19 protein-coding genes, 1 tRNA gene and 1 other RNA gene are annotated in these 25,688 nt (G+C 71.4%); 15 read left to right on the top strand and 6 right to left on the bottom strand.

Annotated elements, in window-relative coordinates:
* Positions 1–6 precede the first annotated feature (6 nt).
* The 3 genes from QE359_RS16715 (at position 7) to rplL (ending at position 2,795) form a co-directional block, all read left to right on the top strand.
* Entirely contained in the window at positions 7–1,575 is a 1,569-nt protein-coding gene (locus tag QE359_RS16715; RefSeq protein WP_309780012.1) for an ATP-binding protein, read from the top strand.
* A gap of 269 nt (positions 1,576–1,844) precedes the next feature.
* Positions 1,845–2,360: a 50S ribosomal protein L10 gene (gene rplJ, locus QE359_RS16710; RefSeq protein WP_070418388.1), complete on the top strand. Its 516-nt coding sequence runs from the start codon at positions 1,845–1,847 to the stop codon at positions 2,358–2,360.
* A 51-nt stretch (positions 2,361–2,411) separates the two neighbouring features.
* The gene (gene rplL, locus QE359_RS16705; RefSeq protein WP_022907351.1) at positions 2,412–2,795 is read left to right on the top strand and encodes a 50S ribosomal protein L7/L12; all 384 of its coding nucleotides are present in this window, start codon (positions 2,412–2,414) and stop codon (positions 2,793–2,795) included.
* 151 nt (positions 2,796–2,946) lie between these two features.
* Here rplL and QE359_RS16700 read toward each other — a convergent pair whose 3' ends face one another.
* Together QE359_RS16700 and QE359_RS16695 are read right to left on the bottom strand one after the other, a co-directional pair.
* Positions 2,947–3,774: a hypothetical protein gene (locus tag QE359_RS16700; protein ID WP_309780008.1), complete on the bottom strand. Its 828-nt coding sequence runs from the start codon at positions 3,772–3,774 to the stop codon at positions 2,947–2,949.
* Between the two features lie 305 nt (positions 3,775–4,079).
* Positions 4,080–5,549, bottom strand: a complete 1,470-nt coding sequence (locus QE359_RS16695; RefSeq protein ID WP_396127744.1) for an amino acid permease — start codon at positions 5,547–5,549, stop codon at positions 4,080–4,082.
* Positions 5,550–5,641: 92 nt separating this feature from the next.
* Between QE359_RS16695 and QE359_RS16690 the strand changes: the two genes are divergently transcribed.
* From QE359_RS16690 to QE359_RS16660, 7 genes are all read left to right on the top strand, one after another.
* Complete coding sequence (locus tag QE359_RS16690) at positions 5,642–7,531, top strand: ABC transporter ATP-binding protein (RefSeq protein ID WP_396127765.1); 1,890 nt, start codon at positions 5,642–5,644, stop codon at positions 7,529–7,531.
* 212 nt (positions 7,532–7,743) lie between these two features.
* Positions 7,744–9,969, top strand: a complete 2,226-nt coding sequence (locus QE359_RS16685; RefSeq protein ID WP_309780004.1) for an adenylate/guanylate cyclase domain-containing protein — start codon at positions 7,744–7,746, stop codon at positions 9,967–9,969.
* The gene (locus QE359_RS16680) at positions 9,966–11,399 is read left to right on the top strand and encodes a mechanosensitive ion channel domain-containing protein (protein ID WP_309780003.1); all 1,434 of its coding nucleotides are present in this window, start codon (positions 9,966–9,968) and stop codon (positions 11,397–11,399) included. Before QE359_RS16685 ends, QE359_RS16680 begins: the two co-directional genes overlap by 4 nt.
* A gap of 10 nt (positions 11,400–11,409) precedes the next feature.
* Positions 11,410–12,774, top strand: a complete 1,365-nt coding sequence (locus QE359_RS16675) for a cystathionine beta-synthase (protein ID WP_070418392.1) — start codon at positions 11,410–11,412, stop codon at positions 12,772–12,774.
* Positions 12,775–12,821: 47 nt separating this feature from the next.
* Positions 12,822–13,967, top strand: coding sequence for a cystathionine gamma-synthase (locus QE359_RS16670; RefSeq protein ID WP_309780002.1), 1,146 nt, complete (start codon positions 12,822–12,824; stop codon positions 13,965–13,967).
* 40 nt (positions 13,968–14,007) lie between these two features.
* Positions 14,008–15,396 carry an MFS transporter gene (locus QE359_RS16665; protein WP_309780001.1) on the top strand — a complete coding sequence of 463 codons (1,389 nt, stop codon included), beginning with the start codon at positions 14,008–14,010 and terminating at the stop codon, positions 15,394–15,396.
* 10 nt (positions 15,397–15,406) lie between these two features.
* Positions 15,407–15,952, top strand: coding sequence for a substrate-binding domain-containing protein (locus QE359_RS16660; protein WP_175496048.1), 546 nt, complete (start codon positions 15,407–15,409; stop codon positions 15,950–15,952).
* A 19-nt stretch (positions 15,953–15,971) separates the two neighbouring features.
* Here the strand turns inward: QE359_RS16660 and QE359_RS16655 are convergent, their stop codons facing one another.
* Complete coding sequence (locus QE359_RS16655) at positions 15,972–16,553, bottom strand: TetR/AcrR family transcriptional regulator (protein ID WP_070418395.1); 582 nt, start codon at positions 16,551–16,553, stop codon at positions 15,972–15,974.
* A gap of 271 nt (positions 16,554–16,824) precedes the next feature.
* Here QE359_RS16655 and QE359_RS16650 point away from each other — a divergent pair, with 271 nt between their 5' ends.
* A complete protein-coding gene (locus tag QE359_RS16650) occupies positions 16,825–18,081 on the top strand; it encodes a multidrug effflux MFS transporter (protein WP_071295965.1) in 1,257 nt (418 codons plus the stop codon).
* Positions 18,082–18,143: 62 nt separating this feature from the next.
* Positions 18,144–20,114: a helicase HerA-like domain-containing protein gene (locus tag QE359_RS16645; protein WP_309780000.1), complete on the top strand. Its 1,971-nt coding sequence runs from the start codon at positions 18,144–18,146 to the stop codon at positions 20,112–20,114.
* A 4-nt stretch (positions 20,115–20,118) separates the two neighbouring features.
* On the opposite strand, the gene QE359_RS16640 is transcribed toward QE359_RS16645, so the two are convergent.
* Both QE359_RS16640 and QE359_RS16635 read right to left on the bottom strand, forming a co-directional pair.
* On the bottom strand, positions 20,119–20,760 hold the full coding sequence (locus tag QE359_RS16640; protein ID WP_070418396.1) for a hypothetical protein: 642 nt from the start codon (positions 20,758–20,760) through the stop codon (positions 20,119–20,121).
* 300 nt (positions 20,761–21,060) lie between these two features.
* Positions 21,061–21,148 (bottom strand) — tRNA-Ser (locus QE359_RS16635).
* A gap of 120 nt (positions 21,149–21,268) precedes the next feature.
* Between QE359_RS16635 and pta the strand changes: the two genes are divergently transcribed.
* Positions 21,269–23,377, top strand: coding sequence for a phosphate acetyltransferase (pta, locus tag QE359_RS16630; protein WP_309779999.1), 2,109 nt, complete (start codon positions 21,269–21,271; stop codon positions 23,375–23,377).
* Positions 23,378–23,428: 51 nt separating this feature from the next.
* Positions 23,429–24,625 (top strand): acetate kinase, encoded by a 1,197-nt coding sequence (locus QE359_RS16625; RefSeq protein WP_309779998.1) that lies wholly within the window; start codon positions 23,429–23,431, stop codon positions 24,623–24,625.
* A gap of 146 nt (positions 24,626–24,771) precedes the next feature.
* On the opposite strand, the gene QE359_RS16620 is transcribed toward QE359_RS16625, so the two are convergent.
* Positions 24,772–25,446, bottom strand: a complete 675-nt coding sequence (locus QE359_RS16620; protein ID WP_309779997.1) for an SDR family oxidoreductase — start codon at positions 25,444–25,446, stop codon at positions 24,772–24,774.
* 37 nt (positions 25,447–25,483) lie between these two features.
* On the opposite strand from QE359_RS16620, the gene ffs reads away from it, so the two are divergent.
* Positions 25,484–25,580, top strand: an RNA gene (ffs, locus tag QE359_RS16615) — signal recognition particle sRNA small type.
* Positions 25,581–25,688 lie beyond the last annotated feature (108 nt).

Raw genomic sequence — 25,688 nt, 5'->3', positions numbered from 1 at the left:
GGTGCAGTGACCCTTCGTCGTCGGCTCGTCCTGAGCATCGTCGCGCTCGTCGTCGCCGTCAGTGCGGTCATCGGTGCCGGGAGCATCATCGCGCTCGCGTCCATCCAGACGGGCACGATCGACAGCCAGCTCTCGAAGGCGACCGACCGTGCGAGCACGAAGTTCGGCGAGGGACAGCAGAACCCGAACGGACAGCGCCCGAACGACGACGCCCTGCAACCCCTCGGCCAGGCGGCCGGCACCCTCACCGCGTACTACTTCTCCGGTGGTGGCGCGGGCGGGATCGTCCTGACCGACAACAGCTCGCGGCTGCAGCTCACGACGACGCAGCTCGACCGCCTCGGCAACGTCAAGGTCGGCGTCGACCCGGCAACGATGGACCTCGGCGGTTCGCTCGGCCGCTACCGCGTGGCCGCCGTGCAGGTCGACAACCCGGTGCTCGGCAACGCCGTCCTCGTGGTCGGACTCCCGATGTCGCCCGTGTACGAGAGTGTCCGGTCGCTGCTGCTCGTCGTGATCATCGTCGTCGCGGCGGCGCTCGTCGCCGCGTCCGTCGTCGCCGCGGTCGTCGTCCGCCGGTCCCTGCGGCCGCTCGAACGGGTCGCCGAGACCGCCTCGACCGTCGCCCGCATGCCACTCGAGCGCAGCGACGCCCTGCAGGACGTCCGCGTGCCCGACACCGACCCCCGCACCGAGGTCGGCCGCGTCGGCAGCGCCTTCAACCGGATGCTCGGCCACATCGCCGGCGCCATGCAGGCCCGCGAACGCTCGGAGCAGAAGGTCCGCCAGTTCGTCGCCGACGCGTCGCACGAACTGCGGACGCCCCTGGCATCGGTCCGCGGGTACGCCGAGCTCACCCGTCGGATGGGTGCGGACCTGCCGAAGGACGTCGTGTACGCGATGAGCAGGATCGAGTCCGAGTCGAAGCGCATGACGAGCATGGTCGAGGACCTGCTGCTGCTCGCCCGACTCGACGAGGGCCGCGAGATCCAGTTCGACGACGTGGACCTCACCGGGCTCGTGCTCGACGCGGTGAACGACGCGCACGCGGCCTCGCCGGACCACCCGATCGAGGTGGACGTCCCGTCGACCCCGGTGACGGTGGTGGGCGACGCCGCGCGCCTGCACCAGGTGATCGTCAACCTCGTCACCAACGCCCGGACCCACACCCCGGACGGCACCCGCATCACCGTGGGGCTCGCGCCGTCGGCCTCGGGCACCGGCGTGGACCTGACCGTGCGGGACACCGGGCAGGGCATCGACCCCGAGTTCCTGCCGAAGCTGTTCGAGCGGTTCGCCCGCGCCGACAGCTCCCGCTCGCGCACCGCGGGCTCGACGGGGCTCGGGCTCGCCATCGTGGACGCGGTCGTGCAGGCGCACGGCGGGTCCGTGGACGTGACGAGCGAGCCGGGGGACACCGTGTTCACGGTGCACCTGCCGTCGGAGCGGCCGGCGGCCGACGCGGCGTCGGCCGCGTCTGCTTCTGCTTCTGCTTCTGCTTCCGCTTCCGCTTCCGCGTCCGGGGACGCGACCGACGACTGGTCGGCGACCCCGGTCCCGTCCGCCACCGACTGACGGACGGGAGGCGCGGTGCGGGCCGGCACCGAGCCTCCCGTCCGACGGTTGGTCGCGACCGTCGTGCCGTGCTACAGTTCTCAAAGCCAAAGACCGCCGGTTGTCGTGCTGCTCGCAGCGCGAACGAAGGTCCTCACTCATGAGGCAGCCCGCGCAGGTGTTCCGAACCTCTCCTTCCGTTCGCGGGGGAGCAGCTCCGAGCCTCTGCGCCGGAGCTTTTTTCATGTGGTGGAGTCCTGGGGCTGCCGGCAAGAACCCCAAGGAGAACCATGGCGAACAAGGAAGCTGCGGTCGCCGAGCTCACGGAGTCCTTCCGTAGCTCGAACGCCGTTCTGCTCACCGAGTACCGCGGTCTCACGGTCGCGCAGCTCAAGGAGCTCCGCAACTCGATCCGTGAGCACGCCACGTACGCCGTGGTGAAGAACACGCTGACCAAGATCGCGGCGAACAACGCCGGCATCTCGTCGTTCGACGACGAGCTCGCCGGTCCGTCCGCTCTCGCCTTCGTCCACGGTGACACCGTCGCCGTCGCGAAGTCGCTGCGTGCATTCGCCAAGGCGAACCCCGAGCTCGTGGTGAAGGGTGGTTACTTCGACGGTAACCCGCTCTCCGCGACCGAGGTGGACAAGCTCGCCGACCTCGAGTCCCGTGAAGTCCTGCTCGGCAAGCTCGCCGGCGCCTTCAAGGCCTCGCTGTTCGGTGCTGCGTACCTGTTCCAGGCCCCCCTCTCGCAGGCCGTCCGCACCGTGGACGCCCTTCGCGAGAAGCAGGAGTCCGCGGCCTGATCAGGCTCGCGTTCCACAACCACACGATCTAGCTAGTAGTAGGAGAAAATCATGGCGAAGCTTTCGCAGGACGAGCTCATCGAGGCCTTCAAGGAGCTCACGCTCATCGAGCTCTCGGACTTCGTGAAGAAGTTCGAAGAGGTCTTCGAGGTCACCGCGGCCGCCCCGGTCGCCGCTGCCGCTCCGGCCGCCGCCGGTGCCCCGGCCGAGGCCGCTGAGGAGAAGTCGGAGTTCGACGTCGTCCTCAAGTCCGCTGGTGACAAGAAGATCCAGGTCATCAAGGAGGTCCGTGGCCTGACGTCGCTCGGCCTCGGTGAGGCCAAGGCGCTCGTCGAGACCGCTGACGCCAAGATCCTCGAGGGTGTCAACAAGGAGACGGCCGACAAGGCGAAGGAGGCCCTCGAGGCCGCCGGCGCCACGATCGAGCTCGCGTAGTCTCGACCGTTCGGTCACGAAGGCCGCTGCCCCTCGGGGCGGCGGCCTTCGTCGCGTGGGGGGGGGGGGGGGCTGCGCCGAGACTCGGCCAGGCGGACAGTTTCGTGGCGACGTCGCCGCAAAAGTGTCCGCGGAGACGAGTCTCGCGTGGTCACAAGAGCACACCATGCGCGCGGAAGAGCGCGCGGAGGCGATCCGGCTCGAGCAAGTGCCACCACGTCACCCGGATGACGGTCCTCACCCCGGGCTGGCTGCGGATCCGATCCTCGCGGAGTTTCTCCTGCCACAACGCTTCCTGCGGTGAACGGTTGCCGAGCATCGCCGGATCGACGTACTTCTGCTTGCCGTCGAACTCGACGACGACTCCGAGATCCGGGAGCCAGAAGTCCACGCGGTCGATGTGCTCTCCTGTCCGGAACTCGTGCTGCGGTTCGATCGATCGGACTCCGTGTTCGATGAGCCGGATCGCGGTGAAGGACTCACCGACGGACTCGTGCCGGGCGTCGAGCGCCATCGAGACGAGCCTCGCCCGCCGCGAACCGCGACTCGGGCCGGCGGGGAGCGCCCGTGTGAACCGGTCCACATCGAGCTGTCCGGCCCGGACCGCGGAGTCGACCGCCACCGCTGCCACGTGTGGTTCCAACGTCGTCGCCAGGAGCACGGCGGTGGAGACCGCATCGGCAACCGGAACGCCGTCGAAGCGCCCGGGAACCCGGCCGGGAAGTCGTCCCGCTGCGCCGTGTCGCACGACGCCCGCTCGGTGTTCGACACCCCGGAGCGTCTCGTCGACGACGTGGACGCGATCGGTGATCCCGCCGATCAAGGGCCAGCCGTGGATCAGTGCGGCGGTCTGGTGCGAGAAGACGGACGATCCCGGGAGTTCCGGCGCGATCGCCCAGGCACGGATGAGATGGCGGTCCGCGGTCTCGGCCGCCGTCCAGACGTCTGTTGCGACGTAGACCGAAGCACGGAGGCGCACGAGTTTGCCGGCCGCGTGGAGTCGTCTGAGCCGACGGCTCTCGGAAGGATCGGTTCCGCGAGCACGGAGGAGCGGTGGTCGAGTTCGGCGGTATCGCATGCCGAGATGCTGGCGCCCGGTGGGGGATCTGCGGCTCATGTCCGAGCTCGCTGTGGACAGGCCGGCACTCGTGGCGCGTTGTGCGGGAGTGCCGAGACTCGGCCGGGCGGACACTTTCGCGGCTCGCAGACCGCGAAAGTGTCCGGGGAGCCGAGTCTCGGGCGGGCGGGCGGGCCGGCGGGCCAGGCGGGTGGCAGCGCCGCGCGTCAGCGCAGCGTGCTGTGGCGGCGGCCGTAGGCCAGGTAGAGCGCGGCGCCGGCGACCATCCAGATGCCGAACGCGATCCAGGTGCCGATGCCGAGGAACACCGCGAGCAGCACGCAGCAGAGCGCGCCGACGATCGGCACGACGGGGAACAGCGGCACGCGGTACGACCGCTCGAGCGACGGCTGGGTCCGACGGAGCACGATGACCGACACGTTCACGAGGGCGAACGCCACGAGCGTGCCGATGCTCGTCGCGTCCGCGAGCTCCCCGAGCGGTACCAGTGCGGCGACGATCGTCACGACGACCCCGATGATGAGGGTGTTCCAGACGGGGGTGCCGGTGCGGTGCGAGACCCGGCCGAACACCTTCGGCACGAGTCCGTCGCGGGCCATCGTGAGCAGGATGCGGGTCTGCCCGTAGAGCACGGTGAGCACGACGCTCGCGATCGCGATGACGGCGCCGATCGAGAACACCAGGGCGACCCACGGCGCTCCGGTGACGTCGACGACGATGCGCACGAGCGAGGCCTCGGTCGACGAGAACGACGTCCACGAGCGGGCGCCGATGGCCGCGATCGCGACGAGGATGTACAGCGCCGTGATGAGCGCGATCGACCCGATGATCGCGCGGGGGAGGTCTCGGCGCGGGTTCTTCGCCTCTTCCCCGGCGGTCGACGCGGCGTCGAACCCGATGTACGAGAAGAACAGCCGGGACGCGGCCGCGGTGACCCCGGCGGCACCCATCGGTGCGAGCGGCTCGAAGTTCTGCGTCTGGAACGCCGAGAACGCCACGATGACGAAGAACACGAGCAGGGCGATCTTCACGATGACCATGACCGTGTTCACCCAGGCGCTCTCGCGCGCCCCCGGGAGGAGGACCGCCGTGGCGAGCAGCACCAGGACGGCGGCCGGCAGGTTGACCATGCCGCCCTCGCCCGGAGGCGCCGACAGTGCGGTCGGCAGGTGCAGGCCGAACACCCGCAGGGTCTCGTCGACGTACTCGCTCGCGCCGACCGCGACGGCGGCCACGGAGACGGCGTACTCGAGCACGAGGCACCAGCCGCACACCCAGGCGATGCCCTCGCCCATGGTGGCGTAGGTGTACGAGTAGCTCGACCCGGACGTCGGCACGGCACCCGCCATCTCGGCGTACGACAGCGCCGAGAGGAGGGCGGCGACACCGGCGACGACGAAGGAGATCCAGACCGCGGGACCGGCGAGCGGCACGGCGGTCCCGAGGACGACGAGGATGCCGGTGCCGAGCGTGGCGCCGACACTGATCATCGTGAGGTGCCAGACCCCGAGCGACCGCCGGAGGGGCTCGCCGTCCACCCCCGCCGAGGCCTCGGCCTGCAGCTGCTCGATCGGCTTCCGTCGGGCGAGCTGTGCGCGGAGGGACGTGGGGCGGGTGGGCGCGGACGTCAATGGGACCTCGAGTGGTGCGGGGAAGGGGACGGGAAATGGTCGCATGCCCCCTGAACGGGGTCAAATGAGCCACGGCGGCCCGATGTCCCACCCCGGGGCTAGGTTTGCAGCATGGATCGGGGTGACGCATCGTGAGCATGCACGGCGGGATGCGCGGCGGCGGCGGCGGTGGTGGCGGTCGCGGTGGCGGCCGGATCTCCAGCGGCGACTTCGAGGCGCAGAAGGCCGCCAACGCCGAGGCGCCCAAGATCCCGAACCTCCTCAAGCGCATCGCCGGGCTGTTCGTGCCGCACCGGAACGCGATCATCCTGACCGTCGTGCTGGTGCTGATCGGCGCCGCGATCTCCGTCGTCCCGCCGCTCCTCACCCAGCGGGCGTTCGACGAGGGGCTCTTCCCGAAGGGCGGCGGTGGGCCCGACCTGCCCGTGCTGTACGTCCTCGTCGGCGCCATGGTGGTGCTCTGGATCGCGAGCGCGGGGATCGGCGTCTGGCAGACCTACCTCACCGCGACGGTCGGCAACAAGGTCATGGGCGCGATGCGCATGCGGCTGTTCGGACACCTCCAGCGCATGGAGCTCGCGTTCTTCACCCGCACGAAGACCGGTGTCATCCAGTCCCGCCTGCAGAACGACGTCGGTGGCGTCGCGAGCGTGCTCAACAACACGATCTCGTCGATCCTCGGCAACACGGTGACGGTGATCGCCGCCGTCGTCGCGATGCTGCTCCTCAGCTGGCAGATGACCCTCATCGCGGTCGTCCTGCTGCCCCTCCTCGTGATCGCGCAGCGACGGGTCGGCCAGGTCCGGGCCAAGATCGCCGCGCAGACGCAGGAGTCGCTGTCGGACATGACCGCGATCACGCAGGAGGCACTGAGCGTCTCCGGCATCCTGCTCGCGAAGAGCTTCAACCAGCAGCGTGCGGAGACGCAGCGGTACGGCAACGAGAACCGCAACCAGATCCGCCTGCAGGTCCGTCAGCAGATGTCCGGTCAGTGGTTCTTCGCGATCGTGTCGATCTTCCTGTCGATCATCCCGGCGATCATCTACGTCGTCGCCGCGTACCTCATCATCGGCGACGTGCCGATCACGGCCGGCACGATCGTGGCCTTCACCACCGTGCAGTCCCGGTTGCTGTTCCCGACCGTCGGTCTGCTCCGGGTCGTCCTCGACCTGCAGACCTCCGGTGCGCTGTTCGCCCGCATCTTCGAGTACCTCGACCTCAAGCCCGCCATCACGGACCCGCCCACGGCGAAGCCCGTCGACGAGTCCCGGGTGGGGCACGTCGCCTTCGACGACGTGACGTTCACCTACCCGGACGGCGAGGCGGACAAGCCGACCCTCCGCGGGGTGTCGTTCGAGCTCCAGCCCGGCCAGTTCGCCGCGTTCGTGGGGCCGTCGGGTGCGGGGAAGACGACCGTGTCGTACCTCGTGCCCCGGCTGTACGAGGCGACCGCGGGCTCGGTCCGGTTCGCCGGACAGGACGTCCGCGAGCTGGCGCACGAGGACCTCATGCGCCACGTCGGCATCGTCAGCCAGGAGACCTACCTCTTCCACGCCACCATCGGCGACAACCTGCGGTACGCCAAGCCGGACGCGACCGACGACGAGATCGAGCAGGCCGCGCGGGCGGCGAACATCCACGAGACGATCGCCTCGTTCCCGGACGGCTACGAGACGGTCGTCGGGGAGCGCGGCTACCGGCTGTCCGGCGGCGAGAAGCAGCGGATCGCGATCGCGCGGGTGCTGCTCAAGGACCCACCGGTGCTCGTGCTCGACGAGGCGACGAGCGCCCTCGACTCGATCTCCGAGCGTGTCGTGCAGACGGCCCTCGACAACGCCGCGGCCGGCCGGACGACGATCTCGATCGCGCACCGGCTCTCGACGATCCGCGACGCCGACGTCATCTTCGTGCTCGACCACGGCCGGATCGTCGAGCAGGGCACGCACGAGGCGCTCCTCGAACGGGACGGCACGTACGCGATGCTGCACCACCAGCAGAACGCCCCCGCCGACGCCGTCGGCAGCTGACGCACCAGGTGAACGCGCACAGGCGAGCGTGCACCCGCCGAGCGCACCGCAGGCGGGACGGGAGGCGCGGTGCGGGCCCGCACCGCGCCTCCCGTCCGACGCCTGGTCGCGACCACGGCGTTTTCCGGTCGACCCGACGGACACGAACGATGCTCGCGTGGTAGCTGTGAAGGAACCACACAAGCGCACCGTGCCCCTGAGCGGAGTCCGAAGTGACAGCTGTCCCACCGACGTCCGACCCCATCCCGCCGACGGGCCCGATCGCCCCCGATGCACCACGCGTCGTCGAGGACGCGCCCCGCAAGAAGGGGAAGCTCCGCGCGTTCCTCACGAGCGGCTCCCTCGACATCCAGTCCAAGCTCCTCGTGATGCTCCTCGCGGTGAGCATCCTGGCGGCGCTGGTCGTCGGGGTCGTCGGCTACCTGAACGGCCGGAACTCGCTCGAGGCCGCGGCGTTCAACCAGGTGACCTCGTTGCGCGAGGCGAGGATCACCGAACTGCAGCGCTCGTTCGGCCAGTTCACCCAGACGGTCGTCGCGCAGACCCGCAACGAGAGCGTCATCGGCGCGACGAAGGCGTTCGAGTCGGGGTGGAACGACCTGCAGTCGCGGCCGGTGTCCGACGACGACCACACGAAGGTCGAGGACTGGTACCGGGACTCCTTCGTCCCGCAGCTCGACGACCGAAGCGGCGGCACCGCCAACCCGGACCAGTTCACGCCGACCGAGGACCCGCAGGCCTACCTGCAGGCGCGGTACACGGCGCCGTTCACCGACTACGACGAGGCCATCGGCCAGGACGACGCCGGTGACGGCAGTGCGTGGTCGGCGGCGCACGCCGAGTACCAGCCGTACTTCAAGCAGGCGGTCGAGGCCGCCGGGTACGAGGACCTCCTGCTCATGGACACCGACGGGGACGTCGTGTACTCGGCGTACTCCGGCGCGGACCTCGGCACGAACCTCGAGAGCGGGCCCTACCGCGACTCGAACCTCGCGACCGGGTACCAGCAGGCCCTGCAGCTGACGAGCTCGGACGACTTCGTGGTGACGGACTTGGCGCGGTACGTGCCGAGCCTCAACGTCCCGACGCTCTGGGTGATGTCGCCGGTGGGGGAGGACGGCAAGATCATCGGGGTGATGGCCGTCCAGGTGCCGGTCGACCTCATCACGCAGGTCATGACGGGCAACGAGCAGTGGAAGGACGACGGCCTCGGGGACACCGGGGAGTCGTACCTCGTCGGTGCCGACCACCTCATGCGGTCGTACCCGCGCCAGCTCATCGAGCACCCGAAGCAGTACCAGCGCGACGTCGTCGCTGCCGGGACGGCGCCGTCGACCGCGGCCCGCCAGGTCGCGGTGAAGGGATCCGTGCTCCTGCAGGAGGTGAACACCACCCCGGTGACACGCGCGCTGCAGGGGAAGTCCGGGACGGTGATCTCGACGGACCACCGCGGGAAGGAAGTGCTCGCGGCGTACGCGCCGCTCGAGGTCGACGGGCTCCGCTGGGTCGTCGTGGCGCAGATGGACACCGCCGAGGCGTTCGCCCCGGTGAACGACTTCGCCCGCAACATCGGCCTCGCGCTCGTCGGCATCATCGTCCTCGTCAGCCTGCTGTCCCTGCTGCTGGCCCAGGTGTTCGTCCGGCCGATCCGGCGGTTGCAGACCGCGGTGAACCGGGTGTCGTCCGGCGACCTCGGCGTCGAGGTGCAGACGAAGGCCGGCGACGAGATCGGCGACCTCGGACTCGCGTTCAACGACATGAGCCGCAGCCTCCAGGTGAAGCAGGACCTGCTCGACGAGCAGCGGCGGGAGAACGACACCCTGCTGCTGACGCTCATGCCGGAGGAGGTCGCCCGTCGCTACAAGCAGGGCGACGAGACGATCGCGGCCGACCACCAGGACGTCGCCGTCGTCTACGCGGACATCATCGGGTTCGACGAGTTCGCCGCCGGCCTCACCGCCGAGGAGTCCCTGTCCCTCGTCAACGACGTCTGGCGCTCCCTCGACGAGGCGGCCACCCGCCACGGCGTCGAGCGGGTGCGCACGACCCGGAGCGGGTACCTCGCCAGCTGCGGCCTGAGCGTGCCGCGTGTGGACAACGTCCGCCGCGTCGTCGACTGGGCAGAAGAGGCGCAGGGCGTGCTCGAGCGCTTCAACGCGCAGCACGGGTCGAAGATCGGCCTGCGCGCTGGCATCGACACCGGCCAGGTCACGAGCGGGCTCGTCGGGCGCTCGAGCATCGTCTACGACATGTGGGGCGACGCCGTCAGCCTGGCGTACCGGGTGCAGGGGATCGCCCCGGCGCCGGGCGTGTACGCGACGCAGCGCGTGGTCGACAAGCTCGGCGACCGCGGGGGCGTGCAGGACGCCGGCGAGGTGCAGACGCAGGCCGGCCCGCAGCGGGTCTGGAAGCTCGAGCGCACCGGAGCGGCGTCGTGACCGCGTTCTGGGAGCAGCCGTGGTTCTGGCCGGCGATCAGCGTCATCGTCGGCCTGCCGCTGCTGCTGCTCGTCCTGACCGAGCTGCAGTCGAACCTGGAGCGGCGCGGCAACTCGCTGCACAAGGTGGTCGGACTGCTGCGGAACGCCGTGGTGCCGGTCATCGCGATCCTCGTCCTGTCCGTCCAGGTCACCGACGCGGTCGACCCGGGCAAGCCCGTGGTGAACCAGATCATCGGCACCGTGCTCGGGTTCCTCGTGATCGTGTTCGTCCTGAACGGGCTGAACATCGTCCTGTTCACGAACGCCCGCAAGGGCACCTGGCGCGAGAAGATCCCGTCGATCTTCGTGGACATCGCCCGCATCGTGCTCATCGCGCTCGGGCTGGCGCTGGTGTTCAAGATCGTCTGGGGTGCGGACGTCGGCGGGATCTTCACCGCGCTCGGTGTCGGCTCGCTCGTCATCGGCCTCGCGCTGCAGTCCGCCGTCGGTCCGGTGATCGCCGGGCTGTTCCTGCTGTTCGAGCAGCCGTTCCGGCTGGGGGACTGGCTCGACGCCGGTGGCGTGCGCGGCCGGGTGGTCGAGGTGAACTGGCGGTCGGTGCACATCGACACGGGCGCCGGGATCCTCATCATGCCGAACTCCTCGTTGGCGGGGGCGTCGTTCACGAACCTCAGCCGGACAGGAGGCACGTTCCCGGTCGCCACGGACGTCACGTTCACGACGGACGATCCGCCGGCAGCGGTGGTCGCCCTGCTGCAGCGGGTCGCGTCCGGCCTGCCCCAGCGGTACCCCGGCACGCAGCCGGTGGCGGTGCCGACCGGCGGATCGTCGTACACCGTGTCCTTCGAGGTGCGCGGACCGTCGCAGGAGGGCGACGCACTCGCCCAGTTCCGGATGTGGCTCTGGTACGCCGCCCGGCGCGCAGGGCTCGGCCTCGACGGCGACACGACCGACGACTTCGTCACCGACGAGCGTCGGGACGCCGCCCTGGCGTCGATCGCGCCCACGCTGTACCTGACGGGCGACGACGGGGCCGCGCTGGCACCGCTCGTCCGGCTCGAGCGGTACGCCGCCGGCGAGACGATCGTCACGGCCGGCTCGGTGCCGGACGCGGTCCGGTTCGTCCTGTCCGGCAGCGTCGACCTGCGCGTCCCGTTCGAGGACGCCGAGTTGCCGGCGACCCGCGTCGAGGCCGGCGACTACCTCGGGCAGACGGCGTTGACCCGGGAGGCGCTGCTCACCACCGCCGTCGCGCTCACCGAGGTCGCGGTGCTGGTCGTGCCCGCCACCGCGCTCGACCAGATCGTGCGCGGCACGCCGGCGCTCGCCCGGGACATGGGGGAGGTCATCGACCGCCGCCGGCAGGAGGTCTCCGCGGCGGTGTCCGCCCACGTCGCATCCCAGCGGAAGACGGTGTCCGCCGCCTAGACTCGACCGCGTGCGTTACGCGAACTCCGTGGTCGACCTCGTCGGCGACACCCCGCTCGTCAAGCTCAACCGGGTGACCGAGGGGGTGCGCGCGACCGTCCTCGTGAAGGTCGAGTACCTCAACCCCGGTGGGTCGTCGAAGGACCGGATCGCCACCAGGATCATCGACGCGGCCGAGGCCTCCGGCGACCTGGGCCCCGGTGGCACGATCGTCGAGCCGACCTCCGGCAACACCGGTGTCGGCCTCGCGCTCGTCGCCCAGCAGCGCGGCTACCGCTGCGTGTTCGTCCTGCCCGACAAGGTCGGCGAGGACAAGCGGAACGTGCTCACCGCGTACGGCGCCGAGATCGTCGTCACGCCGACGGCCGTCCCGCCCGAGCACCCGGAGTCGTACTACTCGGTGTCCGACCGGCTGGTGCGCGAGATCCCCGGCGCCTACAAGCCGAACCAGTACGCGAACCCGAACGGCCCGCGCAGCCACTACGAGACCACCGGTCCGGAGATCTGGCGCGACACCGAGCAGCGCATCACGCACTTCGTCGCGGGTGTCGGCACCGGCGGCACCATCTCCGGTACCGGACGCTTCCTGAAGGAGGCCTCGGACGGCCGTGTCCGCATCGTCGGCGCCGACCCCGAGGGCTCCGTCTACTCGGGCGGCACCGGTCGCCCCTACCTGGTCGAGGGTGTCGGCGAGGACTTCTGGCCGACCGCGTACGACCCCGGGGTCCCCGACGAGATCATCGCCGTGTCGGACGCCGACTCGTTCGCGATGACCCGTCGGCTCGCCCGTGAAGAGGGCCTGCTCGTCGGTGGCTCGAGCGGCATGGCGGTCGTCGCCGCGCTCCGAGCCGCCCGCGACCTCACCGAGGACGACGTGGTCGTGGTGCTCCTGCCGGACGGCGGCCGCGGCTACCTCGGCAAGATCTTCAACGACCGGTGGATGCGCTCCTACGGCTTCGCCGAGACCGACGACGAGCGCACCGTGGGGTCGCTCATCGCGGGCAAGGACGGCCGGCTGCCCGACCTCGTCCACGCCCACCCGGCGGACACCGTGCGCGAGGTCGTCGACATCATGACGAAGTACGGCGTCTCGCAGATGCCCGTGCTCAGCGCCGAACCGCCCGTCGTCATCGGCGAGGTCGTCGGCGCGGTGGCGGAGAAGGACCTGCTCGAGCAGGTCTTCACGGGCGCCGCGAAGATGACGGACGCGCTGTCCGGGTTCGTGGGCGACCCGCTCCCGCTCATCGGTGTCGGCGAGTCGGTCTCGTCGGCGCGACGTGCGCTCGAGTCGGCGGACGCCCTGCTCGTCGTCGAGGACGGCAAGCCCGTCACCGTGCTGACCCGCCACGACCTGCTCGCCTACCTGTCCGAGTGACCCGCGTCCCGCGTGACGCCCCCGACCCAACGAGGAACGAAGCCCGCATGACCGAGTTCAGCACCCGCGCCGTCCACGCCGGCCAGGAGCCCGACGGCCCCACCGGCGCCGTCATCCCCCCGATCCACCTCACGTCGACGTACGTGCAGGACGGTGTCGGCGGCATGCGGAACGGCTACGAGTACTCGCGCGCCGGCAACCCGACGCGCGACTCGCTGCAGACCCTCCTGGCGGACCTCGACGGTGGCGTCGCGGCGTACTCGTTCGCGTCCGGGCTCGCCGCCGAGGACGCCCTGCTGCGCGCCACGCTCGTCCCCGGTGCCCGCGTGGTGATGGGCAACGACGTGTACGGCGGGACCCACCGCCTGGTCAGCCGGTTGCACGTGCCGTGGGGCGTCGAGCTCGTGGTCGTGGACATGAGCGACACCGACCGCGTCCGTGCCGCGCTCGAGGGTGCTCCGGCGCAGACCGTCCTCTGGGTCGAGACCCCGACGAACCCGCTCATGAAGATCGCCGACATCGCCGCGCTCGCCGAGATCGGCCACGCGGCCGGTGCCGTGGTCGTCGTCGACAACACCTTCGCGTCGCCGTACCTGCAGCAGCCGCTGTCGCTCGGCGCCGACGTCGTCGTGTACTCGACGACGAAGTACCTCGGCGGCCACTCCGACGTCGTCGGCGGCGCCGTGGTGCTCGCCGACGAGGAGCTCGCCGCGAAGGTGCAGTTCCTGCAGTTCGGCGCCGGGGCGATCTCGTCGCCGTTCGACGCGTTCCTCACCACGCGCGGCATCAAGACCCTCGCGGTCCGGATGGAGCGGCACTCGCGGAACGCCCAGGCGGTCGCCGAGGCACTCGTCGGAGCACCGGGAGTCGAGCGCGTGTACTACCCGGGGCTCGCCGAGCACCCCGGCCACGAGGTCGCGGCACGCCAGATGCGCGGCTTCGGGGGCATGCTCTCGGTCGCGCTGAGCGGTGGACCCGAGGCAGCGCGCCGTTTCGCGGAGTCGACCGAGGTGTTCGCGCTCGCCGAGTCGCTCGGCGGGGTCGAGTCGCTCATCGGGTACCCGTCCGAGATGACGCACGCGTCGGTGAAGGGCACGGAGCTGGCGGTGCCGGAGAACGTCGTGCGCCTGTCCGTCGGCATCGAGGACGCCGGCGACCTCGTGGCGGACCTGCAGCAGGCGCTCGCGCGCTGACGCACCGCGGGCCGTCGGTGGGCGGCCCTACGATGATCGGGTGAGCACCGCGGCGACGAGGACCAGCCTGTTCAGCGGACCGTACGCCCTCGCCACCGTCGGCATGGTCGCGATCGTCGCGGTCGCGGCGTTCCAGAACCTGGCGATGACCACCGTCATGCCGGAGATCAGCCGCGACCTCGACGGCGAGACCCTCTACGCGCTGGCCTTCGCCGCACCCCTGGCGGCCGGCGTGCCGGGCATGGTCCTCGCGGGCAACTGGACCGACCGCGCGGGTGGGCGCATCGTGGCGTGGGTGTCGGCCGGCCTCTTCGCCGTCGGCACCGCCGTCGTCATGCTGGCCCCGACGATGGAGGTCTTCCTCGTCGGCCGGCTCGTCGAGGGCTTCGGCGCCGGCGCGATCGACGTCGTGCTCTACGTCCTCGTCGCCCGGATCTTCCCCGCCGACCTGCACGGCCCGGTGTTCGCCGGGTTCGCCGCCGCGTGGGTGGTGCCGGCGCTCGTCGGTCCGGCGCTCGCGGGCATCGTCACCGACGTCTGGAACTGGCACTGGGTGTTCGCCGGTGCACTCGTCATCGCGGTCGGCGCGTTCTCCCTGCTCGTCCCGACCCTCGGCCGGCTGCACCCACCCGCACCCGAGCTCCGTCCGGCGTGGCAGCGGTCCCGGATCGGCTGGTCGGTCGCCGCCGCGGTGGCGATCCTGCTGCTCAACGTCGCCCCGGACCTCGGCGCGTGGGCGCGGGGCGCCGCCGTGCTCATCGGCCTCGTCGGGACGTGGTTCGCACTCCGCCCGCTGCTGCCCGCCGGCACCTTCCGCGCCGCCCCCGGGCTGCCGTCGGTGATCCTGCTGCGGGGGCTCGTCGCCGCCGCGTTCTTCGGCAGCGAGGCGTACGTGCCGTTCCTGCTGCAGGCGAAGGACGGCCTGTCCGCCTCGGCAGCGGGACTCGCGCTGACGGTCGCGGCGCTCAGCTGGGCCGGGTCGAGCTGGCTGCACGGACGGCTGGGCGAGGAACGGCTCACCGCGACCCGGACCTTCGCGATCGGGCTCGCGCTCGTGCTCGTCAGCCTGCTCACGGCGCTGACGGTCGCCACGTTCGGCCTGCCGTGGTGGCTGCTCGTGGTCGGGTGGTTCGTCGGCGGCGCGGGCATGGGGGCGATCTACCCGCGCACCTCGATGCTGACGCTGCGCTTCTCCGGCGAGGGCGACGACGGGTTCGCGAGCTCGGCCCTGACCATCGCCGACGCCTCGGGCAGCGTGATCGGGCTCGCCGTCACCGGGCTGCTGTTCATCGGGACGGGCGGTGCCGACGCCGCGGTGTCGTTCCCGCTCGTCTTCGGCGGCATGACCCTGATCGCGGTCCTCGCCGTCGCCGCGGTCCGTCGCCTCGGCCCTGTCCCGGCACCGTCCGTCGTCGCGGTGGGCGGGTAGCGTGGCGGTCGTGCTCCTCCGCGTCGTCACCGCCACCGTCGTCATCGGTGCGGCCCTCGCCCTGGCCGGCTGCCAGGGCACGACGTCGGCCGCGCCCACGCCGGTGCAGAGCACGGACCTGACCAGCTCCGACGGCGGGTTCGACCGGCACGCGGTCATCGGCGTGGTCCTCGAACCCGGGCAGGACACGCTCGGCGCAGACCTGCGGGCCGGACTGACCGACGCCGGCTTCGCCCCGGACGTCCGCGTCGCACCGGCCGACGGGTCCGCCGCCGCGCAGCGCACCGCGGTGGACCAGCTCGTGCGCACGGGCGCGAAGGCGTTGCTCGTGCGGGCGGTCGACGCCTCGGCGCTGACCGGGGTCATCCAGACGGCGCACGACGCCGGTGTCGTCGTGGTGTCGCTGGGGGACCCGCTGCCGACGAGTGGCACGGGTGGCGACGGGGTCTCTGCGGACTACCGCGTGCCGGCCGGCGACGACCAGGCCGACCTCGTCAGCGGGGCCGTCGACGTGGTCGAGTCGCTCCAGCGCGGCGAGAAGCCCACGACCGACTGACGTCCGTCGGGCAGGGCGGTCAGCGCCACCACGACGGGAACGACAGCACGATCGTGTCGACCAGTGCCTTCCGCGACCGTCGCGGTCCGGCGAGCCAGGCCTCGATCGCGCCGACGAAGCCCTGCGCCACGAAGCCCGCGGCGACGTCGTCGAGGAGTTCCGGCCGGTGCTCGCGCTCGAGCGTCCGGATGTGCTGCTCGCTCGACACCGTGAAGTGCTCCACGAGGAGACGGTGCAGCGACGCGTCGTTCGGGTCCGGCAGCGCCTTGCCGTAGATCTCGCGGTGCGCGACGACGTGCTCGACGACGGCGTTGATGCCGCGTCGGGTGATCGTCGCGAACTCGTCGACGCCGGCACCCCGGGCGAACGCCGCGCGTCGGACCTCGGCGTCGTCCTCGCGGATGCGGTCGAGCTCCGGCGTGAGGACGTCGGCGAGCAACGACCCGGGGGAGACCGCGTGCGAGTAGAACGTGGCGCGGTTAATGCCGGCCGCCCGGGTGACGTCGGCGACCGTGATCTCGGACACCGGCCGGTCGGCGGCCAGTCGCAGGATCGCCTCGCGCAGGGCAGCGGTCGTGTGCAGGATGCGGGCATCCACCATGACGCCACCCCCTTCTGATCCGGTTCCGTCCCGCCGGTGTTCCGGCGGAACGGGCGGGACGACGTCCGCCGGCGGTCGACCGGCGGCGAGCAGTCCGACGGTACCGCATGTGCCGCGTCCGAGCGGAGCGGGAGCCGTGGCAACACGCGGGAGAACGCCCCGGACTGCTGCGGTGGTGCTCGGGGGACCCGTAGGATGGTTCCGCGGACGAATCGATTCGATCGACGCCGCGATCACCTCCCCACCCCTCACCGTCGAAGGACTCCTGCTCGTGACCGCGCCCGCCACCACCGGTTCGCTCCGTGTCGTCCTGCATCCGGGAGACGCGCTCTCCCGCCGGCAGCGACTCGTCTACGTCTTCGTCCTGGGCGCCCTCACCGCGCTCGGACCGTTCACGATCGACCTCTACCTGCCGGCGTTCCCGTCGCTCAAGGACGAGTTCGGCATCACCGACGGGGCGGTGCAGCTCACCCTCACCGCGACGACGCTCGGCTTCGCGGCCGGACAGCTGCTGGTCGGCCCGTGGAGCGACAAGGTCGGTCGCCGGCTCCCGCTCATCATCGCGACGAGCCTGCACGTCGCAGCATCGCTCGGAGCCGCACTGGCGCCGAACGTCGAGGTGCTGGCGCTCTTCCGCGTCCTGCAGGGCATGGGTGCAGCGGCCGGTGGCGTCGTGGCGATGGCGACCGTGCGCGACCTGTTCGGCGGCAAGCCGCTCGTGCGGATGCTGTCCCGCCTCGCGATGGTGAACGGCCTGGCGCCCATCCTCGCCCCGCTCATCGGCTCGCAGATGCTCCGGTTCGTGAGCTGGCACGGGATCTTCGTCTTCCTCGCCTGCTACGGCGCCGCTGTCGTGCTCGCCGCGGTCCTGCTCATCGTCGAGACGCTCCCGCCGGCACGTCGGCACGAGGCCGGGCACTCCACCATCGGGCAGCGGTACCGGGCACTCTTCTCCGACCGCGTCTTCGTGGGGGTCGCGCTCATCGGGGCGATGGTCTTCAGCGGGCTCTTCTCGTACCTCAGCGCGTCGCCGTTCCTGTTCCAGGGCCTGTACGGGCTCGACGCGCAGCAGTACGGCCTGCTGTTCGCGGTGAACTCGGTCGGCGTCGTCGTCGGCGTGCAGGTCTCCGCGCGGTTGGCGCAGCGCGTCGGGCCGCAGTGGATCCTCGCGTGCTCGACCGCGACCCTGTTCCTCGCCGCCGTCGCGATCATGGTGCTCGACCAGCTCGGCGCCGGACTCGTCGGGGTTCTCGTGCCGCTCTGGTTCTTCATCGCCGCGTGCGGCTTCTCGTTCCCGCTCGTCCAGGTGATCGGGCTCGCCGCCCACGGCAAGGAGGCCGGCACCGCCGCCTCGCTGCTCGGCGCGCTGAACTTCGGCGTGGCGGGGATCATCTCGCCCGTGGTCGGGTGGATCGGCATCACCACGGCGACCCCGATGGCAGCGGTGATGGCGTGCACGTCGGCCGTCGCGATCGTGCTGCTCTGGGCGGTCGTCCGACCCAGGACGGTCCCGGCGCTCACGCACTGACCGTCGCACGGTGCCACGGCACGCGCCGGACAGGAGCGTCCGGCCGTTCGTATGCTGTGGACATGAGCGACGTGGTGGCGCAGGCACGAGCAGCGGCCGAGGCAGCGAAGCAGGCGGCCGACGAGGCCCGGCGCCTCGCGGACGAGGCGGTGCAGCGGGCGGAGGAGCTCGCCGCCGCGGTGGCGCAGGGCCAGGAGGCGCGGCTCGAGCCCGACGCGGAGCCGGCGGTCGTCGACTCCCCGGCCCCGGCGGTGGACGCGACCGCCCCGGCGGGCGAGCCGACGTCGACGACCGGCACCGTGCCTCCCGAGCCGACCACGAGCGAGGGGCCGCTCGGCGCCGACGCCGTCGCGGCGATCCGCGCCGGCTACGAGGTCGAGGGCAGCGCGCTGCAGCTCGGTGCCCTCGTGAACGGCGCCGCGGTGCCGGACGTGCAGGTCCGGATCCCGCTCGGCATGCTCAACCGACACGGTCTCGTCGCGGGCGCGACCGGCACGGGCAAGACGCGCACGCTGCAGGTCCTCGCCGAGCAGATCGCCGCGAACGGGGTGCCCGTCTTCGCGGCCGACATCAAGGGCGACCTGTCCGGGCTGGCGGTCCCGGGCACGCCGAACGACAAGCTCCTCGCGCGCACCGCCGGGATCGGCCAGGAGTGGCGCGCGGTGGCGAGCGAGGCGGAGCTCTACTCGCTCGGCGGGCAGGGGACCGGCGTGCCGATCCGTGCGACCGTGTCCGGGTTCGGGCCGCTCCTGCTGTCGAAGGTGCTCGGGCTGAACGACACGCAGGAGTCCTCCCTCGGGCTCGTGTTCCACTACGCCGAGCGGGCCGGGCTCCCGCTCGTCGACCTGTCCGACCTGCGGAGCGTGCTGACCTTCCTCGTGAGCGACCAGGGCAAGGCGGAGCTCGCCGAGCTCGGCGGGCTGTCGAAGCAGACCGCCGGGGTGATCCTCCGCGAGTTGATCACCTTCGCCGACAAGGGCGCCGACCAGTTCTTCGGCGAGACGGAGATCGACACGACCGTGTTCCTCCGCACCGCCGCCGACGGCCGGGGGATCGTCAGCCTGCTCGAGGTGCCCGGCGTGCAGGACCAGCCCGAGGTCTTCTCGACGTTCCTGATGTGGCTCCTCGCCGACCTCTTCAACGAGCTCCCCGAGGTGGGCGACCAGGACAAGCCGAAGCTCGTGTTCTTCTTCGACGAGGCGCACCTGCTCTTCAGCGGGGCGTCGGCGGACTTCCTCGAGCAGATCGTCCGCACGGTCCGGCTCATCCGTTCGAAGGGCGTCGGGATCTTCTTCGTCACGCAGACCCCGAAGGACGTCCCGAACGACGTGCTCGCCCAGCTCGGCTCGCGGATCCAGCACCAGCTGCGGGCGCACACCCCCGACGACGCGAAGGCGCTGCGGGCGACGGTGTCGACCTACCCGACGAGCGACTACGACCTCGGGGAGGTGCTGACCTCGCTCGCCACCGGTGAAGCGATCGTCACCGTGATGAACGAGAAGGGCGCGCCGACGCCGGTGGCCTGGACGCGCCTGCGAGCCCCCGAGGGGTCGATGGACCCGATGCCCGCGGCCGAGATGACGGCGCGGGCGCAGGCATCGCCGCTCCTGCCCACCTACGGCACGCGGCTCGACCCCGACTCGGCGTACGAGATGCTCGCCCGCCGGATGGAGGCCGCCGCTGCGGACGCGGCTGCCGCGGACGCCGAGAAGGCCGCGGCGACCGCTGCCGCCGAGGCGGAGAAGGAGGCGGCCCGCGCCGCTGCCGCCGCAGCGAAGGAGGCCGCCGCGAAGGAGAAGACCGAGGCGCGCGAACGGGCCGCGGCGCAGAAGGAGTACGAGCGGGCGCAGCGGGAGTTCGAGCGAGCCGAACGGGCGGCGGATGCGCGGCGGTCGGGGCGGACGTCGTCCCGGACGACGACGTCACGGAAGGCGGACGACCCGCTGTCGGACCTGCTCGGGTCCGGACTGGGCAGGACGATCGCCAAGGAGGTCGTGCAGGGGATCTTCTCGACCCTGCGCCGCCGTCGCTGAGGGGTCAGCCGAGGAGGCCGGTGGTCTCGACCACGAGCAGTCCGGCGACCGCGAGGACCGCCACCGCACCGACGGCGACGTACGCTCCGCGCTGCTCGTACCAGGACCGGCTCGCCGGGTAGCGCCGCACGAACTCGCGGATCGACATCGGCCGGGTCTCGTCGGTGACCTGCACGCCGAGGGCGTCCACGATGCTGTCGATGCCGGCGTCGCTCCAGGTGTCGGCGCGGAGGCGGAACAGGTGGGCACCGGCGGCGTCGAGCGCGATGAGCTCGCGCGTCGTGCGCTCGACCGCGCTGCCGTACGTGGTGGCGAGGACCAGGCTGTGGACGCGGTCGCGGTCCACCCGACGGTTCTGCGTGAGGACGCCGCGCACCGTGATCGCCACCGGGTCGATACCGATGAACGCGGTGCCGAGGCGCACGAAGACGACGGCGACGGCGGCCGCGAGCAGGATGACCGCACCCGTGACGACCGGCCAGAGGCGCATCGGGAGCGAGACCCAGACGAGGGCGACGGCGAGGGGGACGGCCGAGAACACGACGCTCAGGATCGTCGAGCGCACGAGCGAGCGACGCGGCCGGAGGACCACGTCGTACACGGTCGCGCTCGGCCGAGCTGCTGCCGGCGCCGTCAGGTCCCCCACGTGGACTCCTCGTCCCTCGGGTGCCCGGGCGGCGTTCGACGCTCGCCCGGGGAGCGCGCCCCTGCCGCTCCGTGCACCGTGTCCGACCCGTCCCGGGGTCGTCCGTCTGGGCAGTCTAGGCGACCGACGGGTATCGGGGACAGCCCGTTCCACCCCTCGGCGTCGTTTCCCGGCCAGTCCATGGCGAACGGGGTTCGGCCGGGTCCGCCGGGTGGGGGACCGTCCTGTCCGGAGTGCGCTGGAGCGCCCTGGACGACGGAAGCCCCGGGAACCGATCGGTTCCCGGGGCTTCCGGGCTGGTGGCGGAGAATGGGGGATTCGAACCCCCGAGGGCTTGCACCCAACACGCTTTCCAAGCGTGCGCCATAGGCCACTAGGCGAATTCTCCTGGCGCCGTCTTCCGACGACGACACCCAATGGTACAGGTTCTCCGGAGTGCTCACGACCGCGTGTCGGAAGTGCCGGGGCTCCCAGATGTCGTGCCGTGTGCGCCGACTACCCTGGACGCGTGTCGACCCGCATCTACATCACGTCAGCAGAAGGACACACGGGCAAGAGCACCGTCGCCCTCGGTGTCCTCGAGACCCTCGCACGCTCGGTCGGACGGGTCGGGGTGTACCGCCCGGTCGCCCGCTCCGTCGACGAACCGGACTACGTGCTCGAGCTCCTGCTGCAGCACACCGCGGTCGGCATCTCCTACGACGACGCGGTCGGCGTCACCTACGACGACGTGCACGCCGACCCGGACGCGGCGCTCGCGACGATCGTCACCCGCTTCGCCCAGGTCGAGCGGCAGTGCGACGCGGTCGTGGTGCTCGGGTCGGACTACACCGACGTCGGCAGCCCGACGGAGCTGTCGTTCAACGCCAAGGTCGCGGTCAACCTGGGCGCTCCGGTGCTGCTCGTGCTCGGTGGCCGCGACGCCGCCGAACGCGGTGCCCGCACCCCCGAGGACATGGCCCAGGTCGCCGACGTCACGACGAGCGAGCTCCGCGCCGCGCACGCCCAGCTGTTCGGCATCGTCGTGAACCGTGCCGACCCCGATGCCCTGCCGTCGGTCGTGTCGAGCGTCCGCCAGGCCGTCAGCGACGACCACCCCGACCTGCCCGTGTGGGCCATCCCCGAGGACCGCGTCCTCGTCGCCCCGACCGTCCGCGCCCTGCTCGAGGCGACCGGGGCGACCCTGGTGCGCGGCGACGAAGCGCTGCTCGACCGCGAGGCCCTCGGCACCGTCGTCGCCGGCATGAGCATGGAGAACGTCCTGCCGCGCCTGATCGAGGGCGGGATCGTCGTCGTCCCGGGGGACCGCAGCGACGTCCTCATCGCGACGCTCCTCGCGAACCAGTCCGAGACGTTCCCGAGCCTCGCCGGGGTGATCCTCAACGGCGGGTTCGAGACGGCACCGCAGATCTCCCGCCTGCTCGAGGGGCTGTCGAGCTCGCTGCCGATCGCGCAGAACGACCTCGGCACCTACGACACCGCGCTCCGCATCACCCAGACCCGCGGACGGCTCGCGGCGGACTCGCCCCGCAAGGCCGACCTCGCGCTCGCGCTGTTCGAGCAGCACGTCGACGCCGACGCCCTCCGCGACCGCCTGCAGCTCACGCCCTCCGGGGTCGTGACGCCGCTCATGTTCGAGCACGGACTGCTCGACCGGGCCCGCGGGTACGGCAAGCGCATCGTCCTGCCCGAGGGCGAGGACGACCGCATCCTCCGCGCCGCGTCCACGCTCCTGCAGCGTCAGGTGTGCGAGCTCACGATCCTCGGCGACCCCGCCGCGATCCGGCCCCGGGCGACCGAGCTCGGCCTCGACCTCGACGCCGCGCAGCTCGTCTCCCCGTTCGACCCCGAGCTCCGTGAGCGTTTCGCCGAGGAGTACACCCGCCTCCGGGCGCACAAGGGCATGTCGATCGAGCTCGCCCGCGACACCGTGACCGACGTGTCCTACTTCGGCACGATGATGGTGCAGCTCGGGCTCGCCGACGGCATGGTCTCCGGCGCGAAGCACACCACGGCGCACACGATCCGGCCGTCGTTCGAGATCATCAAGACCCGGCCGGACACCTCGATCGTGTCGAGCGTCTTCCTGATGGCCCTCGCCGACCGGGTCCTCGTCTACGGCGACTGCGCGGTCATCCCCGACCCGACGAGCGAGCAGCTCGCGGACATCGCGATCTCGTCCGCCGAGACCGCGACGCAGTTCGGCATCGACCCGCGCGTGGCGATGCTCAGCTACTCGACGGGCGACAGCGGCTCGGGAGCGGACGTCGACAAGGTCCGCGCCGGTACCGCCTTCGTGCGCGAGCGCCGCCCGGACCTGCTCGTCGAGGGACCGATCCAGTACGACGCCGCCGCCGACCCGACGGTCGCGTCGACGAAGATGCCGGACTCGCCCGTCGCGGGTCGCGCCACGGTGTTCATCTTCCCCGACCTCAACACGGGCAACAACACGTACAAGGCCGTGCAGCGCTCGGCCGGTGCCGTGGCGATCGGCCCGGTCCTGCAGGGTCTGCGCAAGCCGATCAACGACCTCTCCCGCGGTGCGCTCGTCGGCGACATCGTCAACACCGTCGCGATCACCGCGATCCAGGCCGGCACCGCGACCGACGCGGGCTGACCGCGCGACCCGCACCGCGCCTCCCGTCCGACCGAGAAAGTGACCCATCCCGTGACCGCAGCCCTCGTCGTGAACTCCGGATCGAGTTCGTTCAAGTACCAGCTCATCGAGCTCGAGGGGGAGCGCACGCTCGCCTCCGGGCTCGTCGAACGCATCGGCGAGTCGACGGGGGCGTGGAAGCACACCAACGCGCTCACGGGGGAGTCCTCGTCGAACGACTCGACCCCGGTGGCCGACCACGCGGCCGGTTTCCAGGCCATGATCGACGCCTTCGCGAAGGTCGGGCCGTCCTTCGACGAGCACCCGCCCGCCGTTGTCGGCCACCGCGTCGTGCACGGGGGCACCACCTTCGACCGGGCCACCGTGGTGACGGACGAGGTCGAGCGGCAGATCGAGGAGCTGAACAGCCTCGCGCCGCTGCACAACCCGGCGAACCTCGAGGGCATCCGCGCGGCGAAGCAGGTCTTCTCGGACGTGCCGCAGGTCGCCGTGTTCGACACCGCGTTCCACCAGACGATGCCGCCGCACGCCTACACGTACGCGATCCCGGCCGACCTCGCCGCGAAGTACGCGATCCGCCGCTACGGCATGCACGGGACGAGCCACAAGTACGTGTCCGAGCAGGCCGCAGAGTTCCTCGGCCGTCCGCTCGCCGAGCTCAAGACGATCGTGCTGCACCTCGGCAACGGGGCGTCCGCCGCGGCGATCGACGGTGGACGCTCGATCGAGACCTCGATGGGTCTCACCCCGCTCGAGGGTCTCGTGATGGGCACCCGCTCCGGGGACCTCGACCCCGCGGTCCTCATCCACCTCCACCGCGAGGCCGGGCTCTCCTTCGACGAGCTCGACACCATGCTCAACAAGGAGTCCGGGCTGCTCGGCCTGACCGGCAACGGGGACATGCGCGACGTGCAGGATGCGGCGCTGCACGGCGACGATGTCGCCGAGGCGGCGCTCGCCGTGTACCGCCACCGCATCCGTCGGTACGTCGGCGCCTACACGGCGCAGCTCGGCGGGCTGGACGCGGTGGTGTTCACCGCGGGTGTCGGCGAGAACAACGCGCTGCTGCGCCGGCGCGTGCTCGCCGGGCTCGAGCACCTGGGCATCGAGATCGACGCGGACCGCAACGAGTTGGCATCTCGGGAGGCGCGGCTCATCTCCACGGACACGTCGCGCGTCGCGGTGCTCGTGATCCCGACGAACGAGGAACTGGAGATCGCCCGGCAGTCGGCTGCGGTCGCGCTCTGAGGCGCGGCGCGCGCGGCCCGGCGCCGCGCGGCGGGCGCTTGCGGCGGGCGCGGCGCGGCGATCGAACCACGAATCCGACGTCGAACCAGCGTCGTCCCCCGGTTCGACGTCGGATTCGTGGTTCGACGCTGCTGCCGTGGTGTGCGTCAGCCGAGTGACGCGACCGCCGCGGGGATCGGGGTGTCGCCGCTCGTGACCTCGAACTGCACGCCGACCGCGGTGTCGTCGAGGAGCGCGTGGAGCACCACCGCCGCGACGTCCGCCCGTGGGATCGTGCCGCGGGGCACCGTGGCGCCGACGTCGACCGTGCCCTGGGGCGGCGTGTCGAGCAGACCCCCGGGTCGGACGATCGTCCAGCGCAGGTTCCGCGCCCGCAGGTTCGCGTCCGCCTCGGCCTTCGCGCGGAGGTACACCTGGAAGACGTCGGCCTCCGACCGGGCGGGCACGACCGCACGCTCCGGGTCGTACGAGTCCGCCGCCATCGCCGAGATCATCACGTAACGGCGGATGCCGGCGCGCTCGGCCGCGTCCGCCAGGAGGATCGCCCCGTCCCGGTCGACCGAGAGCTTCCGCTCGGCGCCGCTCCCCGGACCGGCCCCGGCGGCGAACACCACCGCGTCGACCCCGCGGAGCCGGAGCCCGAGTTCGTCGTCGTCGAGCTGCTCGAGGTCGGCGACGATCGCCCGTCCGCCCTTCTGCTCCACGTCGGTGACGTGCGCGGGGTTGCGGACGATGGCGACGGCGTCGTGGCCGGCGTCGGTGATCTGGCGGGCGAGGAGGAGGGCGATCTGGCCGTGGCCTCCGGCGATGGCGATCTTCATGTGTCCGATCTTGCCCGTCGCGTCCGGTAGACTTCTCGGCGGCTCCTCACGTGACGCCATCCAGGCCAACTCCCCCAGGGCGGAAACGCAGCAAGGGTAACCGGGCTCTGGCGGGTGCGTGAGGAGTCTTTTCGTGCGCCTGGTGTCTCTTTCGTAACGGGTTGCGGACAGCAACCTGATCGTGTGCAAAGATCGCCCTCAGGAACCCCCAACCAGGGCTCCTGACCCTCCACCGCCTCACC

It is taken from the genome of Curtobacterium sp. SORGH_AS_0776, assembly GCF_031453355.1.
GTDB lineage: Bacteria > Actinomycetota > Actinomycetes > Actinomycetales > Microbacteriaceae > Curtobacterium.
The sequence above is the reverse complement of the archived record's forward strand: the minus strand, read 5'-3'. Positions and strand labels throughout refer to the sequence as shown.

Bases quoted from the DNA above. Each gene is read 5' to 3' on its own strand.
- QE359_RS16620 (WP_309779997.1), bottom strand. From the start codon at position 25,446: ATGAAGATCGCCATCGCCGGAGGCCACGGCCAGATCGCCCTCCTCCTC.
- rplJ (WP_070418388.1), top strand. From the start codon at position 1,845: ATGGCGAACAAGGAAGCTGCGGTCGCCGAGCTCACGGAGTCCTTCCGT.
- QE359_RS16690 (WP_396127765.1), top strand. From the start codon at position 5,642: ATGCACGGCGGGATGCGCGGCGGCGGCGGCGGTGGTGGCGGTCGCGGT.
- QE359_RS16655 (WP_070418395.1), bottom strand. From the start codon at position 16,553: ATGGTGGATGCCCGCATCCTGCACACGACCGCTGCCCTGCGCGAGGCG.
- QE359_RS16645 (WP_309780000.1), top strand. From the start codon at position 18,144: ATGAGCGACGTGGTGGCGCAGGCACGAGCAGCGGCCGAGGCAGCGAAG.
- rplL (WP_022907351.1), top strand. From the start codon at position 2,412: ATGGCGAAGCTTTCGCAGGACGAGCTCATCGAGGCCTTCAAGGAGCTC.
- QE359_RS16670 (WP_309780002.1), top strand. From the start codon at position 12,822: ATGACCGAGTTCAGCACCCGCGCCGTCCACGCCGGCCAGGAGCCCGAC.
- QE359_RS16695 (WP_396127744.1), bottom strand. From the start codon at position 5,549: ATGCGACCATTTCCCGTCCCCTTCCCCGCACCACTCGAGGTCCCATTG.